Here is a 15973-nt window from a genome sequence, read left to right as displayed (position 1 = left end):
ATCCGACGCGCACACGGAGGAGATGCGGACACGGCCCTGGCCATGTCCGGGCAGCCCATAGAGTTCGCCCTCATGACGGATGTAGTCAACCTCTGGAAGGCAGGCCTCGGCGAGGTCCCCGAGGACGTGTGGGAGCGCACCGGGCTGCGAGTGCTGATCCTCGCGGACAACGGGCTCACCCGCCTCTCCCCGGACATCGGCCGCCTCCAGCGGCTGCACACGCTCGACCTGGGCCACAACCAACTCGCCCAAGCACCCGGAGAGCTCGGCGAACTGCGGGGCCTGACCCGGTATCTGTATCTGCACGACAACCGGCTGACCCGGCTGCCGCCCGAGCTCGGCCGGCTGGACGAGCTGGCGTACCTCAACGTCGGCGAGAACCGGATCGGCGAACTGCCGCCGGAGATCGGCGACATGGCCGGGCTGGTGGAGCTGCGGGCGCAGCACAACGAGCTGGCCGGGCTGCCCGAGTCGATCGGGCGGCTCGGGCGGCTGCGGGAGCTGTGGCTGCGCGGCAATCGCATCGGGTCCCTGCCCGCCGCCTTCTCCGCGCTCACACAGCTGCGCCACCTCGAACTGCGGGACAACGCGCTGGAGTCGGTGCCCGAGCCACTGCGCGCACTGCCGCTGCTGCGCCATCTCGACCTGCGGAGCAACCAGCTGCATGGGATTCCGGACTGGATCGCGGAGCTGCCGTCCCTGGAGAAGCTCGATCTGCGATGGAACGGCTTCGAGGAGCGAGGAGACGAGCTGTGGCCACTACAGGCGCTCAGGAGAAGGGGCTGCGCCGTGCTCACCTAGCCAGAGGCCGCTCGCCCCCGCCCTCGTCCCTGTCCCGTCCGGACGCATGCCTACCCAGACCGCATGCCCCGGACTCATCTGGGGGATAACCATGGCTCCAAGTGGCCCGTACGGCGGGCCGGTGCGACAGGGGGCGGGGGACAGAGGGATGACAACGGGGGATCCTCATGGCCGAATACCGGCGTATCCGGGGGTCGAGCGCTTCGTCGAGGCGTTCGACAAGCTGGTCACCCAGCCACGGCGCCGCCGCAGCAGAGTGCCGGTGGTCCTGCTGAGCGAGGCCGGGACCGGGCGGGCCGGGCAGCGGATCGTACGAGGGCTGCGCGCGCGGCTGCGGGGGCGCACTGAAGTACTGGCAGCGCATGCGTATATACCCGGGCAACCCGCCGGGACCGATGCGCCGCCGCTGGAGCTCTTCGAGCAGATCGCGCTGCAACTGGCCGAGTTCATGCCCGCGGACACCGGCCGGCTGCGGCTGCCGGGCTACCGTCTGCTGCACTCGGTGGTGACGGCCCCTGCCATCGACGGGCCGGTCGAATACCGCCACCGGGAACTGCGCGACCACTGCTACGAAGAGCACCGCCGCTGGTCGCGGACGGCCAGTGCGCTGTGGACGGTGGGCGGCCGGGACCAGGCCAGCGGCGGCACCCTCCTGGAGCTGCTGTGGAATTTCGTCGCCGGCCCGCTGTTCCAGAAGCTGCCGCGCTGGCTGTTCGGGGTCCGCGCCTCACGCCGGATGCTCGGCCGCGGCCGGCACCGCCGCTGGTACGCGGAATGGGCACGGCGGCAGCACGGCACGCCGCCGACCGACTTCTTCCGCTCGGCGCTCGACCATGTCCCCGGCGGGGAGGGCAGTGATCCCGAGCGGCTCGACCGGGTGCTGACGCACGCGTTGCTGGCCGATCTGGACGGGGCGGTGCGCAAGCGCCGCTTCAACCCCTGGCGGATGCGCCGGACCACCCGTTTCGTGCTGCTGTTCGAGGAGGCCGGGGAGCTCGACTCCCGGGTCCAGCGGTTTCTGCGCGAGCTGCGGTCGGCGGTCGAGGATCTGCGCTGTACGTCGGTCATCGCGATCGCGGCCGGGACGCGGTCGCTGGCCTCGCGGATCCCTGACATCGAGCCAGCCGATCTCGCCCACGCGGGCGCCGAGTTGACGCTGGTCGAACAGCAGGGCATGCGGGCGGGGCAGCCCACCGGCATCGTCGTCCCGGTGAGCGAGGGACCGGAGGACGACGAGCGCGCCTCGTACTGGCTCGGCCGCCGACCCACCCTGTTCGTGCCCTCACGCCGGTGGGGCCCGCGCGCCGAGCTCGTGGGGGTGGCGGTGGCCGTGCTGGCCGCGCTCGCGGCCGTGGCCGGGCTGCTCCACGGGCCGGTGGGCGGGGGCCGGGACAGCTGTGCGGGTCAGACCTTCCTGGGACAGGACGGCCAGTGCGTGGGAGTCCGCGAGGGCAAGGCGCAGTTCGCGAAGGGCAGTGAGGGACAGGTCACCGCGGTGCTGGAGCAGATCGACCGGCAGAACAGCGTGGTCGACGCCGCGATGCGGCACCTGGAGCCCGGGCGGCCCCACTACCGCACCGTGGTCTACCTCGGTCCGTTCTCCGGCGGTGAGGGGGCCGAAGACCCGGCCCGCGGCGGCACGCTGCCCGAGTTGCTGGGCGTCGCGCTCGCCCAGGAGCACATCAACAACCTGGCGCTGAAGGCGGATGACCGCGTGCCGCTGCGGGTGCTGGTGGCCAACGTCGGGCATCTGTACGAGGACGCCCCGGCCGTCGCGGACTCCGTCGTCCAACTGGCCCGGCGCGATCCGTCGATCGTCGGTGTGGTCGGGTTCGGGCAGAGTCGGCGCGCCACCTACACCGCGATCCGCAAGCTGAACGACGCCGGCATTCCTATGGTCGGGACCTCCGGCACGGCTGACGCGCTGCTGGCCTATGGCCCGCACTACTACCAGATGGCGCCGGTCGACTCCCGCAGCGCGCAGGTCATGGTGGCCTTCTTGCAGCATGCCTCGCTGGTGGCCCTGCCGGACGGCAAGGCCGTACCGGCCGAGCGGGCCGTCATGGTCGCCGACCCCTCCGACCCGTACAGCGACGGCCTGGCCCGGGCGTTCCGCGCCGCCTACCGGCAGGATCCTCTGGAGGTGCTGCTCCTGGGGTCCGGGGGGAGCAACCAGCACGGCGCCCTGGCCGGGCGGCCGGTCGCCACCGTGGGGGAAGCGGCGGAGCGGGTGTGCGAGGCGGTCGGCGGCGGCGAGCAGCGGACGGCGCTGGTGTGGACCGCCCGGGCCGGCCAGTTCAGCAACTTCCTGGCCGAGTTCAGGCGGGTGGCGGACAGTTGTCCAAAACTCAGCGTGCTCGGCGACGACGACGTCACCAACACGCTCCTCCAGAACCGCGGTCCGTGGACGGCCTTCCCCAACCTGAACCTGTACTACGTCTCGCTCGGCGAACCCTCGCGGGTGAGCGGACAGAACGCCCAGGCCTTTCTCGAGGCCTACGACGCGAAGTTCGGCGACAAGCCCGGCGCCCCGAGCGAGGCGATGCGGCTGGACGGACACGCCCCGCTGGCCTGGGACGCCCTGGGCTATCTCTCGCAAGCCGTCGACGAGGCCTGGGTGGGCACCGGCAAGCAGGACGCCCGGCTCGAGCGGGCGCTGGTCCAGGCCGTGCTCTACCAGGGCCTGGGGCGCGGCGGCTTCAGCGGCGCGACGGGCCGTATCGACGCTCATGGGGTGAACGGCGGCGGGCGGCTGACCGCGGACAGGCTGGTGGCCATCCTCCACGGCAAGCCCTCGGGCACCGTAGAGACCACGCTGCTGTGCGGGGCGGTCACCGCGACCGACATCCGGCGGACGTGGGGCCCGGGCGGGCAGTACGCCTGCCCGGAACCCACCCCCTGAGCGTCAGGTCAGGTCGAACTCGCCATCGCGCGCGCCGATGACGAAGGCGCGCCACTCGGCGGGAGAGAAGATCAGGGCCGGATCCTGCGGCCGACGGCGGTGGCGCATGGCGATATAGCCCTCGACGAAGGCGATCTCGACATCGCCCACTCCCTGGCTGCTCGACCTCCACTGCGCGGCGGTGAGGTCGAGGTCGGGCTTCTCGGCAGTGGCTGCCCAGGGCTGTTCGGTGGTGGTGTCGGCCACGTGGTTGGCTCCTCCCAGGTCGTCGTCCCGGCTCCACCCTAGCGATCGCGGCCGGTGCCGCACAGGCCGCGAAAGAAGGACGGCACCGCACACGCGGGCGTACGGCGGGGGCGGTCCGGGCCACGGTCAGCCGGTCGGGGGCTCGGCCCCCACCAGCCACATCGAGAAGAACTGCGACCCTCCGCCGTAGGCGTGGCCGAGCGCCTTGCGCGCCCCCTCCACCTGGTGCTCGCCCGCCTGCCCGCGCACCTGGAGCGCGGCCTCGGCGAAGCGGATCATCCCGGAGGCGCCGATGGGGTTGGTGGACAGCACCCCGCCCGACGGGTTGACCGGCAGGTCTCCGTCGATCTCGGTCACCCCCGACTCGGTGAGCTTCCAGCCCTCGCCCTCGGCGGCGAACCCCAGGTTCTCCAGCCACATCGGCTCGTACCAGCTGAACGGCACATACATCTCCACCGCGTCGATCTCCCGGCGCGGGTCGGTGATCCCGGCCTGCCGGTAGACGTCGGCCGCGCAGTCCTGCCCGGCCCGAGGCGAGACGCAGTCCTTGCCCGCGAAGAGCGTCGGCTCGCTGCGCATGGCGCCGCCGTGCACCCAGGCGGGCGGGGCGGGCGCCCGCGCCGCGCCGGCCCGGTCGGTGAGCACCATGGCGCAGGCGCCGTCGGAGGACGGGCAGGTCTCCGAGTAGCGGATGGGGTCCCACAGCATCGGTGAGGACTGCACCTTCTCCAGGGTCAGATCCTTCTCATGGAGATGGGCGTAGGGGTTGCGCAGGGCGTTGCGGCGGTCCTTGTACGCGACGAGCGATCCGATGGCGGCCGGGGCGCCGGTCCGCCGCATATAGGCCCGGACGTGGGGGGCGAAGAAGCCGCCCGCCCCGGCCAGCAGCGGCTGTTGGAAGGGGACGGGCAGGGAGAGCCCCCACATGGCGTTGGACTCGGACTGCTTCTCGAAGGCGAGAGTGAGGACGGTGCGGTGGACGCGGGCGGCCACCAGGTTCGCGGCGACCAGCGCGGTGGAGCCGCCGACCGAGCCCGCGGTGTGCACCCGCAGCATCGGCTTGCCGACCGCGCCGAGCGCGTCGGCGAGATAGAGCTCGGGCATCATCACGCCCTCGAAGAAGTCGGGCGCCTTGCCGATGACCACGGCGTCGATGTCCGCCCAGGTCAGCTGGGCGTCCTCGAGGGCGCGCACGGCCGCCTCGCGGACCAGCCCGGCGATCGACACATCCCGGCGGGCGGCGGTGTGCTTGGTCTGGCCGACCCCGACGACGGCGATGGGCTCCTTGCTCATGATGCCTGGTCCCCTTCCGATTGCCCGTCCCGTTCTCCTTCCAGGACCGCCACCAGGTTCTGCTGGAGACACGGCCCGGAGGTGGCGTGTGCGACGGCCCGGTCGGACTCGCCGCGGTGGATGCGGGCCGCGGCCTCGCCGAGGCGGATCAGCCCGGCGGCCATCATGGGGTTGGCGGCGAGCGCGCCGCCGGACGGATTGACGCGTACGCCCTCGTCCAGCCCCAGCTCGCGGCGCAGGATCACCTCCTGCGAGGTGAAGGGCGCGTGCAGTTCCGCGGTGTCGACGGGCGCGGCGTCGTCGTCGAACAGACCGGCGTTGCGCGCGGCGAGCCGGGTCGAGGGAGAGCGGGTGAGGTCCCGTACGCCCAGTGCGTGCGCCTCGATGCGGTGGTCCATGCCGCGGATCCACGCGGGGCGGCGGCAGAGCCGGCGCGCGGTGTCACCGGCGGCGAGGACGACGGCGGCCGCGCCGTCGCCGATGGGCGGGCAGTCGTGGCGGCGCAGCGGCCGCACCAGGTAGGGGTCCGCCAGCAGCGCGTCCGGGGCCGCGGAGCCGGTCAGTTGGGCGTGCGGGTTGTGCTCGGCCGCGCCGCGGCTGCGCGCGGCGACCCCGGCGAGGGCTCGCTCGTCGGTGGCTCCCTCGTCGATGAGCGCCTGGGCCTGGAGGGCGGCCAGGGACACCGGGTCCGGCCACAGCGGGGCGAGGTAGTAGGGGTCGAGCTGGCGGGTCAGGACGTCGCGCAGCTCTCCGGGCGAGGACTTGCCGTAGGAGTAGACGAGCGCCGTCTCGGCCTCTCCGGCCAGCAGCTTGACCCACGCCTCGTACAGCGCCCAGGCGCCGTCCATCTCCACATGCGACTCGGAGATGGGCGGCGAGGCGCCGACGCCGTCCAGTGCCATGGTGAAGGAGAAGGCTCGGCCGGCGAGATAGTCGGAGGAGCCGGAGCAGGTGAAGCCGATCTCGCCGGCCCGCAGGCCGACCGCGCCGAGCACCTCGTGCAGGACCGGCATCAGCATCTCGACCTCGGACAGCTCGGCGGATCGGCGCCGGTGGCGGGTCTGTGCGAACGCCACGATGGCGACGGGCCTCGGGTTCACAGCAGCTCCTTGTAGGTGTCGTAGTCCGCGTCGGGCTCGCCGGTGGGGCGGTAGTGGTCGGGGTAGCGCCCGCCCTCGGTCCACACCGGCTCGACGCGCAGCCCCATCCGGACCTGGTCGTAGGGGATGCCGCCGATGCGGCCGTGGAGGGCGAGGTCGGCGCCGTCCAGGGCGATGTGCGCGTAGACGTACGGCACCTCGATATCGAGGTTCTTCGCCTTGATGTTGACGATGCAGTAGGTGGTGACGGTGCCGCGCGGGCCGACCTCGACCTGTTCGTCGGTCGCGACGCCGCAGGTGGGGCAGGCGCCGCGGGGCGGGACATACACCTTGCGGCAGGTTGGGCAGCGCTCCCCCACGGTCCGCCGGCCGGAGAGGGCGGCGATATAGCGGGACTGGGCGCGGCCGGGCGAGTACACGTAGTCCAGGCGGGCGGGCGCCACGATCCCCTGGACGGGGTCGGTGAACTCGCCGCCGTGCGGGGTGGTTCGCGGGTCGGGCTCGCTCTCGTACGGCTCGAAGCAGGCGATGTCGGTGATGGCGCCGGTGCGCTCCGGCGCCCAGCGGACGCGCACCCGCAGGCCGGTGCGGACGGCCTCGGGGCCGGGTGCGTCGAGGGCGTGGAGGAGGGCGGTGTCGGCGCCGTCGAGCCGCACCAGCACCCAGGCGAAGGGGGTGGTGAGGGGCTGTCCGCGGCGCGGCGCGGGGTTCCAGGCCCAGGTGGTGACGGTGCCGGTGGCGGCGACCTCGACGAGGTCGCGGATCTCCTCGGCGGTGACGGGGTCGTACTCGACGGGGGGTACCAGCACCCGGCCGTCGGCGGTCCGTACGCCGAGCACGGCGCGTTCGCGCAGTCCGGTCAGAAACGCGCTCTGGACGGGGCCGAGGGAGCGGGTGAAGGGGAACTCGACAACCAGAGGGGCGGAAAGCACCTCGGGCATGGGAGCCGGTGTCATGGTGTGCCTCTCCTCTGTTTCCAGGCTCGTTCGCCCGGGGCGCTACAGCCCCTGTCGACGGTCGACCGTGCTCAGCCGCTCGTACCTCGCGGCCTCCGCGCGCTCTCCCTTTCGACAGCGGCGCGCCCCTTCGGCTCACTCGCCGCGCGGCATGGGTGCTCAGGCCCGTCGGTAGACCGGCGGTCGCTTCTCCGCGAAGGCCTTGGAGCCCTCCTTCGCGTCGGCGGTGGCGAAGATGGGCCAGCCGCGTTCGAGTTCGGACTTCAGGCCGTCGGTTTCGGTCAGCTCCGCCGTCTCGTAGACGGACGCCTTGACGGCCTCGACGGCGAGGGGGCCATTGGCGTTGATCAGCTCGGCGATGTCCAGGGCCGTCCGAAGGGCGGTGCCGTCGGGCACGACCCGGCCGATCAGCCCGATCCGCTCGGCCTCCTCGGCGGTGTACGGGCGGCCGGTCAGCAGCATCTCCAGCGCGTGGGTGCGGGGCACCTGGCGGGCGAGGCGGACCGTGGAGCCGCCGATGGGGAACAGCCCGCGCCTGACCTCGAAGAGCCCGAAGGTGGCGCCGCGCCCGGCGACGCGGATGTCGGTGCCCTGGAGGATCTCCGTGCCGCCCGCCACGCAGTGTCCCTCGACGGCGGCGATCACCGGCTTGCGCGGCCGGTGGTGCCGGAGCATGGCCTTCCAGTGCAGGTCGGGGTCGGCCTTGAGGCGGTCCCGGTAGTGCTCTCCGGCCATCCCGCCGCCGCCCGCGAGGGCTTTGAGGTCCATGCCCGCGCAGAAGGACCCGCCGGCCCCGGTGAGCACCACCGACCTGATGTCGTCGTCCGCGTCGGCCTGGGCCCAGCCGTCGTGGAGGCCGACCAGCATCGGCAGCGAGAGCGCGTTCTTGGCCTCCGGACGGTTCAGGGTGAGCACCAGCGTCGCGCCGGCGCGCTCCACCGTCAGATGTTCGGTCCCGCTTGTCACGGCAGTCCTCCCGTCTCGACCTAGAACAGGTTGCAGGAGCCGCGGGGCGACTTCAAGAGAAATCTGATGCCCAGTCAGATTTATTGGCCATGTGCCTTCACATCTCTTCCGGACGGCGCTCCAATGACCGCCATGCCGCCCGATGTCAGGTCAGGAGGAGCCGTGGAGTACAACCTTGCCGACCTGTTCGAGTCGATCGTCGACACGGTGCCCGACAGAGAGGCGCTGGTGTACATCGACCACCCCGGCACCGGGGCCGAGCGGCGGCTGACCTACGCCCAGCTGGACGCGGCCGCCAACCGGCTCGCCCACCATCTGCGGGACACCGCCGGCATCGCGCCGGGCGAACACGTCGGCCTGCATCTGTACAACGGCGTCGAATACCTCCAGACCTCACTCGCCTGTCTGAAGATCCGGGCCGTGCCGGTGAACGTCAACTACCGCTACGTGGAAGACGAGTTGGTCTATCTCTACCGGGACGCCGACCTGGCGGCACTGGTGTACGACGCCGAGTTCGGCGACCGGGTGGCCGCCGCGCTCCCCCGCACCGACACCCTGCGCCATCTCGTGCGGGTCGGCCGGGCCAGTGCCCCGGCCGGGGACAGCCCCGTCCCGGACCCCGCGCCCGTGTCCTTCGAGGAGGCCGAGGCCTCGGGCTCGCCCGAGCGCGACTTCCCGGCGCGCTCCGCCGACGACCGGTTCATCATCTACACCGGTGGCACCACGGGCATGCCCAAGGGCGTGATGTGGCGGCAGGAGGACCTGTTCTTCTCCGGGCTCGGCGGCGGCTCGCCCACCGGCGAGCCGGTCGGCAGGCCCGAGGAGCTGGCCGAGCGGGTGGCGGCGGGCGGCGAGGGACTGGTGTTCTTCCCCACCCCGCCGCTGATGCACGGCACCTCCACGCTCACGGCCTTCATCGGCTTCAACTTCGGCCAGAAGGTGGTCATCCACCGTAAGTTCGTGCCCGAAGACGTACTGCGCACGATCGAGAAGGAGAAGGTCACCAGCGTCTCACTGGTCGGCGACGCGATGCTGCGCCCGCTGGTGGACGCCCTGGCCGGCCCCCTCAAGGACACCGACTGCTCCTCGCTGTTCAGCGTCAGCAGCTCCGGCGCGGTCCTGTCGGACACCGTGCGGGACCAGTTCTCGGAGCTGGCGCCGCACACCATGCTGCTGAACAACTTCGGCTCCTCGGAGTCCGGTTTCAACGGCACCGCCACCGAGGACGCCGGCCCCGAGAAGGGGTTCCGGCTGCGGGTCAACACCCGTACCTCGGTGATCGATCCGGCCACCCACCGGCCCGTGGCGCCCGGTGAACCCGGCCGCATCGCCCAGCGCGGCCATGTGCCGCTCGGCTACTACAACGACCCGAAGAAAACCGCCGAGACGTTCTTCGAGGCGGACGGCGCGCGCTGGGTGCTGCTCGGCGACATGGGCACGGTCGACGAGGACGGCGTGATCACGGTGCTCGGGCGCGGCTCGCAGTGCATCAACACCGGCGGCGAGAAGGTCTATCCGGAGGAGGTCGAGCAGGCGCTCAAGGCCCATCCGGATGTGTACGACGCGCTGGTGGCGGGCGTGCCGGACGAGCGCTGGGGCAGCCGCGTCGCGGCCGTCGTCCAGCCCCGCCAGGGGGCGGACCGGCTCACGGCCGACGCCGTACGGGCGCACTGCCGCGACCGGCTCGCGGGCTACAAGATCCCGCGTACGGTCGTCTTCAGCGACCACATCCAGCGCTCGCCCAGTGGCAAGGCGGACTACCGCTGGGCGAGGGACATCGCGGCGAACGCCCCGGCCGACTCCTGACCGCGCCGGCGGTGGCCGCCGGGCGCGACACCGTACTCCCCGTGCCCGGGGCGAGGTGCGCGGCCCGGAGGCGTACGGCGGCGAGGCGGTCGAGGTGCGGCCCCCGGATCCGCGCGGGAGGCCGCCGCGGTCAGGTTCCGTTCGGCGCGCACACCGACCGCAGCGCCCGCTCCAGCGCCACCGTGTGCAGCGCGTCCAGCCGCCTGTCGTGGCGTACCCGCACCGCGGCCACGGTCAGCCACCCCGCGCAGGACGGCTCGGCCCTGGCTCGCGCCGAGTCCGCGATGGCCCGCACCAGCTCGCCGTTGATCCGGTTGATCTCCAGGCGGACCTTGGAGAGGTCGGGGCGCTCGGTGGGCGCCTGGGTGGGGTCGGCCTCCCAACGGCGGTACAGGCCGCGCTGGACGAGCTTGTTGGCCTCGATCTGGTCGCGGAAGATCCGCACCGTGGCCTCCGGGTCCGCGCCCAGCGCGCGGGCCTGCTCGGCCACCGCCTCCAGCACCTGCCGCTCCCGCTCGGGGTCGTCGATGGGGCTGTCCGTGCCCCCGCGCGGCGGAGCCGCATATCGATACTTCGCCTGCGCCACCTGATCGGCGGTCAGCAGTCGCTGGGCGGACAGGTCGGCGATCGGCAGCAGCCGCCCGTACGGAAGCGCCGGCGCGGAAACCGAGGCCGGAGCGGCGGCGGAGACGGCCGGAGCCGCGGTCGCGCCGGGCGCCGCCGTGGCCAGCAGCCCGAGGGCCGCGGCGGCGGTCAGCGCGTGGCGCAGGGTCGCGTTCAGCGTCACTCCCCTGCCTCCAGGAAGGGGCGCACCTCGGCCAGGAACTCCCCGGGGCGCGCCTCGTGGACGAGATGTCCTGCGTCGATGGTGACCAGGCGGCAGTCGGGTATCCGCTCGGCCATGTCGGCCAGCAGCTCCTGTGGGATGTGGCTGTCCGGGCCGCCGCCGATCAGCAGGGTCGGGGCGGTGATCGCCGAGAGCCCGTCGATCCATCGCGGATCGGGCGCGTTGCGCTGCTCGGTGAACTGGGTCTTGACCGCCCAGTCGAAGGCCTGCCGCCCCTCCGGGCGCTCGGGCACCTCCAGCGGCGGGTCCTGGGGCCACAGCGGCGGGGCGTCCTCGATCACCAGCCGCTCGACGAGGGCGGGGTGGCGCTGGGCGAGGAGGTAGCCGACCACGCCGCCGTAGGAGTGTCCGACGACCGAGGCCCGGGTCAGGCCGAGGGCCCCGAGAAAGCCGGCGACGTCGTCGCTCACCCGCTCCAGGGCGTAGTCCCCGGGCCAGTCGCTGGCCCCGTGGCCGCGCAGATCGAGGGCGTAGACGCACCGGGTGCGCGCGAGTTCGGGAGCGATTCCCAGCCAGTCGGCGCCGTCCCCGCCGAGGCCGGCCAGCAGCAGGACGGGGGGAGCCGCACGCTCCCCCCAGACCCGGTAGGCCAGTTCGATCCCGGCCACCTCGACCGTGTCAAGTGTGTGCATACGGCCGAGACTACCCGCGTCACATCGCTCGCTCACGTCCCTTCCAGTACGGCTCGCGCAGCCGCCGCTTGTAGAGCTTGCCGTTGGGGTCCCGTGGCATCTCGGCCACGAAGTCCACCGACTTGGGGCGCTTGTATCCCGCCAGCCGCGCCTCGCAGTGGGCGAGCAGCGCCCGCTCCAGCGCGGGCCCCGGCTCCTGGCCAGGGGCGGGCTCCACGACCGCCTTGACCTCCTCGCCCCAGTCCTCGTGCGGGATGCCGAAGGCGGCGGCGTCCGCGACGGCGGGGTGGGTGAGCAGCTCGGCCTCGATCTCGGCCGGGTAGATGTTGACGCCGCCCGAGATGATCAGGTCGATCTTGCGGTCGCGGAGGTAGAGATAGCCGTCCTCGTCGAGCAGGCCGAGGTCGCCGACGGTGAAGAAGTCGCCGATGCGGTTCTTGCGCGTCTTGGCCTCGTCCTTGTGGTACGCGAAGCCGCCGGTGCTCATCCGCATGTAGACGGTGCCGAGTTCGCCGGCGGGGAGCCGGTTGCCCTCGTCGTCGAAGATCGCCAGTTCGCTGATGGGCCAGGGCTTGCCGACCGTCCCCGGCTTCTTGAGCCAGTCCTCGGCGGTGGCGAAGGCGCCGCCGCCCTCACTGGCCGCGTAGTACTCCTCGACGCAAGCGCCCCACCAGTCGATCATCGCCCGCTTGATGTGGTCGGGGCAGGGCGCGGCCCCGTGGATGGCGTGGCGCATCGAGGACACGTCGTAGCGCCGCCTGACCTCTTCGGGCAGCGCCAGCAGCCGGTGGAACTGGGTGGGAACCATATGGGTGTGGGTGCAGCGCTGGGTGTCGATGAGGCGCAGCATCTCCTCGGGCGTCCACCTGTCCATGAGGACCAGCCGGTGGCCGATGTGCAGGGAGGAGGAGGCGAACTGGAGCACCGCGGTGTGGTAGAGCGGTGAGCACACCAGATGGACGTTGTCGGGCTCCTCGTCGCGGGGTTTGATGCCGAAGATGCGCAGGAAGCCGCCGAGGTTGGCCTCCTCGGGCGGGACGCCGGTCAGCGCGCGCCGGATGCCGCGCGGGCGGCCCGTCGTTCCGGAGGTGTAGTTCATCACCCAGCCCAGCTCGCGGTCGGCGGGCGGCTCCTCGGCCTCTCCTTCCAGCAGCTCGGCGTACGGGCGGAAGCCGCCGACGGCGCCGACCGCGTAGCGCTGGTCGGCGGGCAGCCCGGCCTCGTCGGCGGCCAGGGTGGCCTGTTCGCCGAAGCGCTCGTGGGCGATGAGCACCTTCGCACCGGAGTCCGAGACGATCCAGGCGATCTCGGGGCCGACCAGGTGGTGGTTGACGGGCACCAGGTAGAACCCGGCCTGGGTGGCGGCGAGCGCGGCCGTGAAGAACTCGACGCCGTTGGGCAGCACCACCGCGAAGGCGTCGCCCCGCCGCAGCCCCGCGGCGCGCAGCCCGCCGACGAGCCGGTTGCAGGCGGCGTGCAGCCGGGCGGCGGTCCACTCCTCGCCGTCCGGGGCGACGAGTACGGCGCGGTCGGGTTCGAGCGCGGCCTGGGCCCAGAAGCCGTTGGGTGTACGGGACATGAGGGTCCGGTCCTCCTTCTGGCGGCGTGTCAGGCAGGGGCGACAGGGGTCACGGCGGGCTCAGGCCCGCCCGGCGATGCGGTTGACGCGGTCGATGGCGCGCTCGAAGCCGCGGGTCAGATCGTCGAAGACGGCCTGCACGGGGCGCTTGGTGTTCATTCGGCCGACGATCTGCCCGACCGGCGTGCCGAGCAGCGGCTCCACCTCGTACTTCTGGATGCGGGAGACGGCCTCGGCCACGAGCAGCCCCTGGAGCGGCATCGGCAGCGGGTCCGGGCCCTCGGAGTCCTCCCAGGCGTCGGTCCACTCGGTGCGCAGCTGCCGGGCGGGCTTGCCGGTGAGGGCGCGGGAGCGGACGGTGTCGCCGGACCCCGCCGCCAGCAGCTTGCGGGTGAGCGCGGGCGAGGTGAGGGCGGCCTCGTCGGTGGTGAGCCAGATGGAGCCGAGCCAGACGCCCTGCGCACCGAGGGCGAGCCCGGCGGCGATCTGTTCGCCGCTGCCGATGCCGCCGGCCGCGAGCACGGGCAGCGGGTCCACGGCCCGCACCACCTCGGGGGTGAGGACCATGGAGGCGATCTCGCCGGTGTGGCCGCCGGCCTCGTAACCCTGTGCGACCACGATGTCGAGCCCCGCGTCCTTGTGGTGGAGCGCGTGGCGGGCGCTGCCCGCGAGCGCGGCAACGAGGATTCCCTTGCCGTGGGCGCGCTCGACGACATCGGCGGGCGGTGAGCCGAGGGCGTTGGCCAGCAGCTTCACGGGGTATTCGAAGGCGACGTCCAGCTGGCTGCGGGCGACGTGCTCCAGCCAGCCGGTGATCCGCCAGCCGGAGGCCTCGCCCTCGGAAAGTTCGGGCACGCCGTGTTTGGCGAGGGTCTCCCGGACGAACCGGCGGTGTCCTTCGGGGATCATCGCCTCGATGTCCGCCTCGGTCACCCCCTCGACCTTCTTCGCGGGCATGACGACGTCCACGCCGTACGGCTTGCCGTCGGTGTGCTCCTGCATCCAGTCGAGGTCGCGCGCCAGCTCGTCCGCCGCGCCGTAGCGGACCGCGCCGAGCACGCCGAACCCGCCGGCCCGGGTAATCGCGGCGGCCACGGCCGGGAACGGCGTGAAGCCGAAGATGGCGTGCTCGACACCCAGCCTTTTGCTCAACTCCGTCTCCATGGGCGGCAGGATGCCGCAGCGGGCCGGACGAAGGAAGAGTTTTTCTGACGCTACGTCAGATTCTTTGGCTGCGTCGGATTCTTTTCGGGCCCGGTCACCTGCCGAGGACCGCCATGGCCGCGTTGTGCCCCGGGATCCCGCTGACCCCGCCGCCGCGCACCGCGCCCGCGCCGCACAGCAGCACATTGGCGTGGCGCGTCTCCACGCCCCAGCGGCCGGTGCCCTCCTGGGCGTACGGGAACGCCAGCTCGCGGTGGAAGATGTTGCCGCCGGGCAGCCGCAGCTCGCGCTCCAGGTCCAGCGGGCTCTTCGCCTCGATGCAGGGCATCCCCTCGGCGTCGTACGCCAGACAGTCGGCGATCGGCTCGGCGATCTCGGCGTCGAGCAGTTCGAGGGTGGCCTCCAGCAGCGCCGCGAGCGCCACGTCGTGGTCGGCGGCGAAGAGCCGCGCGGGGGCGTGCAGCCCGAACAGGGTCAGGGTCTGGTAGCCCTGCCGGGCCAGCTCGGGGGCCAGGATCGACGGGTCGGTCAGCGAGTGGCAGTAGATCTCCGAGGGGGGCCTCATGGGCAGGGCGCCCGCCGCGGCCTGGCGGTAGGCGGCCTCCAGGTCGCCATAGCCCTCGGCGATGTGGAACGTCCCGGCGAACGCATCGCGCGGGTCGACGCCGGGGTCGCGCAGCGCGGGCAGCCGCCGCAGCAGCATGTTCACCTTGAGCTGCGCGCCCTCGACGGGCGGGGCGGGCGACTCGTCGCCCAGCAGCCTGGCCAGCTCCTGCGGGGCGGCGCCGACCAGCACATGCCGGGCGCCCACCAGGCCCTCGCCCTCCCCGTCACGGAACATCACCTCCGCGTCCCTTCCGTCGGTGGCGATGGCCGTCACCTCGCATCCGGTGGCGATCCGGGCGCCCGCCGCGAGCGCCGCGTCCGCCAGCGCGTCGGTCAGCGCGCCCATCCCGCCCACCGGGACGTTCCAGTCGCCGGTGCCGCCGCCGATCACGTGGTAGAGGAAGCAGCGGTTCTGACGCAGCGACGGGTCATGGGCGTGGGTGAAGGTGCCGATCAGGCCGTCGGTGAGGACCACGCCGCGCACCAGGTCGTCCTCGAACGCCTCCTCGACCGCCTCGCCGAGCGGCCGCTCGAACAGCGCCCGCCAGGCGGTCTCGTCGCCCACCCGCGCGCGCAGCGCCTCGCGCGTGGGCAGCGGTTCGGTGAGCGTCGGGAACACCCGCTCGGCCACGTGCCGGGTCATTCCGTAAAAGCGCTGCCAGGACTCGTACTCCCGGTCCGAGCCGGTCAGCCGGGCGAACGAGGCGCGGGTGCGGGCCTCGTCGCCGCCCACCAGCAGCCCGGTGGGCCGCCCGTCCCGGACGGTGGGGGTGTACGAGGACACGGTCCGCTCGGCGACGGAGAAGCGCAGGCCCAGGTCGTCCACGATCCGCCGCGGGAGCAGGCTCACCAGGTACGAGTAGCGGGAGAGCCGAGCGTCGACCCCGGCGAAGGGGCGCGTGGAGACGGCGGCTCCGCCGGTGTGGTCGAGCCGCTCCATGAGCAGCACCCTGCGGCCGGCGCGGGCGAGGTAGGCGGCGGCGACCAGCCCGTTGTGGCCGCCGCCGACGATGACGGCGTCGTACGCGTCGCTGTGAGGCATACGTCCTGACTAGCACGCGGTGATCGCCGGGGC

The 15973-nt window shown here is 72.6% G+C and carries 13 protein-coding genes; 3 read left to right on the top strand and 10 right to left on the bottom strand.

The features are described from left to right. Nucleotides 1-72 precede the first annotated feature (72 nt). Both ACZ4WQ_RS10595 and ACZ4WQ_RS10590 read left to right on the top strand, forming a co-directional pair. The gene (locus ACZ4WQ_RS10595; protein WP_398375406.1) at nt 73-801 is read left to right on the top strand and encodes a leucine-rich repeat domain-containing protein; all 729 of its coding nucleotides are present in this window, start codon (nt 73-75) and stop codon (nt 799-801) included. A 148-nt stretch (nt 802-949) separates the two neighbouring features. Next, nucleotides 950-3703, top strand: a complete 2754-nt coding sequence (locus ACZ4WQ_RS10590; protein WP_398375404.1) for an ABC transporter substrate-binding protein — start codon at nt 950-952, stop codon at nt 3701-3703. A gap of 3 nt (nt 3704-3706) precedes the next feature. Here ACZ4WQ_RS10590 and ACZ4WQ_RS10585 read toward each other — a convergent pair whose 3' ends face one another. From ACZ4WQ_RS10585 to ACZ4WQ_RS10565, 5 genes are all read right to left on the bottom strand, one after another. After that, nucleotides 3707-3949 carry a DUF397 domain-containing protein gene (locus ACZ4WQ_RS10585; protein WP_468022159.1) on the bottom strand — a complete coding sequence of 81 codons (243 nt, stop codon included), beginning with the start codon at nt 3947-3949 and terminating at the stop codon, nt 3707-3709. A gap of 126 nt (nt 3950-4075) precedes the next feature. Next, entirely contained in the window at nt 4076-5242 is a 1167-nt protein-coding gene (locus ACZ4WQ_RS10580; protein WP_311723094.1) for a thiolase domain-containing protein, read from the bottom strand. Next, a complete protein-coding gene (locus tag ACZ4WQ_RS10575; protein WP_385343507.1) occupies nt 5239-6342 on the bottom strand; it encodes a thiolase domain-containing protein in 1104 nt (367 codons plus the stop codon). Before ACZ4WQ_RS10575 ends, ACZ4WQ_RS10580 begins: the two co-directional genes overlap by 4 nt. Beyond that, nucleotides 6339-7283, bottom strand: a complete 945-nt coding sequence (locus ACZ4WQ_RS10570; protein WP_468022180.1) for a Zn-ribbon domain-containing OB-fold protein — start codon at nt 7281-7283, stop codon at nt 6339-6341. Before ACZ4WQ_RS10570 ends, ACZ4WQ_RS10575 begins: the two co-directional genes overlap by 4 nt. A gap of 174 nt (nt 7284-7457) precedes the next feature. Continuing rightward, on the bottom strand, nt 7458-8264 hold the full coding sequence (locus ACZ4WQ_RS10565) for a crotonase/enoyl-CoA hydratase family protein (RefSeq protein WP_468022158.1): 807 nt from the start codon (nt 8262-8264) through the stop codon (nt 7458-7460). 162 nt (nt 8265-8426) lie between these two features. Between ACZ4WQ_RS10565 and ACZ4WQ_RS10560 the strand changes: the two genes are divergently transcribed. Beyond that, complete coding sequence (locus tag ACZ4WQ_RS10560; RefSeq protein WP_468022157.1) at nt 8427-10070, top strand: acyl-CoA synthetase; 1644 nt, start codon at nt 8427-8429, stop codon at nt 10068-10070. Nucleotides 10071-10200: 130 nt separating this feature from the next. Here ACZ4WQ_RS10560 and aroQ read toward each other — a convergent pair whose 3' ends face one another. The 5 genes from aroQ to ACZ4WQ_RS10535 all read right to left on the bottom strand — a co-directional run bounded on the left by aroQ (nt 10201) and on the right by ACZ4WQ_RS10535 (nt 15940). Continuing rightward, nucleotides 10201-10857: a gamma subclass chorismate mutase AroQ gene (gene aroQ, locus ACZ4WQ_RS10555; protein WP_398375396.1), complete on the bottom strand. Its 657-nt coding sequence runs from the start codon at nt 10855-10857 to the stop codon at nt 10201-10203. Continuing rightward, nucleotides 10854-11549, bottom strand: a complete 696-nt coding sequence (locus ACZ4WQ_RS10550) for an alpha/beta fold hydrolase (RefSeq protein WP_468022156.1) — start codon at nt 11547-11549, stop codon at nt 10854-10856. Before ACZ4WQ_RS10550 ends, aroQ begins: the two co-directional genes overlap by 4 nt. 19 nt (nt 11550-11568) lie before the next feature. Further along, a complete protein-coding gene (locus tag ACZ4WQ_RS10545; protein ID WP_311723100.1) occupies nt 11569-13128 on the bottom strand; it encodes an acyl-CoA synthetase in 1560 nt (519 codons plus the stop codon). A gap of 60 nt (nt 13129-13188) precedes the next feature. Then, a complete protein-coding gene (locus ACZ4WQ_RS10540) occupies nt 13189-14292 on the bottom strand; it encodes an NAD(P)H-dependent flavin oxidoreductase (RefSeq protein ID WP_358843603.1) in 1104 nt (367 codons plus the stop codon). A 94-nt stretch (nt 14293-14386) separates the two neighbouring features. Further along, nucleotides 14387-15940, bottom strand: coding sequence for a phytoene desaturase family protein (locus ACZ4WQ_RS10535; protein ID WP_311723102.1), 1554 nt, complete (start codon nt 15938-15940; stop codon nt 14387-14389). Nucleotides 15941-15973: the final 33 nt, after the last annotated feature.

Source organism: Streptomyces sp. NPDC028305 (genome assembly GCF_055569495.1).
The sequence above is the reverse complement of the archived record's forward strand: the minus strand, read 5'-3'. Positions and strand labels throughout refer to the sequence as shown.

Bases quoted from the DNA above. Each gene is read 5' to 3' on its own strand.
- ACZ4WQ_RS10595 (WP_398375406.1), top strand. From the start codon at position 73: ATGACGGATGTAGTCAACCTCTGGAAGGCAGGCCTCGGCGAGGTCCCC.
- ACZ4WQ_RS10590 (WP_398375404.1), top strand. From the start codon at position 950: ATGACAACGGGGGATCCTCATGGCCGAATACCGGCGTATCCGGGGGTC.
- ACZ4WQ_RS10580 (WP_311723094.1), bottom strand. From the start codon at position 5,242: ATGAGCAAGGAGCCCATCGCCGTCGTCGGGGTCGGCCAGACCAAGCAC.
- ACZ4WQ_RS10570 (WP_468022180.1), bottom strand. From the start codon at position 7,283: ATGCCCGAGGTGCTTTCCGCCCCTCTGGTTGTCGAGTTCCCCTTCACC.
- ACZ4WQ_RS10550 (WP_468022156.1), bottom strand. From the start codon at position 11,549: ATGCACACACTTGACACGGTCGAGGTGGCCGGGATCGAACTGGCCTAC.
- ACZ4WQ_RS10545 (WP_311723100.1), bottom strand. From the start codon at position 13,128: ATGTCCCGTACACCCAACGGCTTCTGGGCCCAGGCCGCGCTCGAACCC.
- ACZ4WQ_RS10540 (WP_358843603.1), bottom strand. From the start codon at position 14,292: ATGGAGACGGAGTTGAGCAAAAGGCTGGGTGTCGAGCACGCCATCTTC.
- ACZ4WQ_RS10535 (WP_311723102.1), bottom strand. From the start codon at position 15,940: ATGCCTCACAGCGACGCGTACGACGCCGTCATCGTCGGCGGCGGCCAC.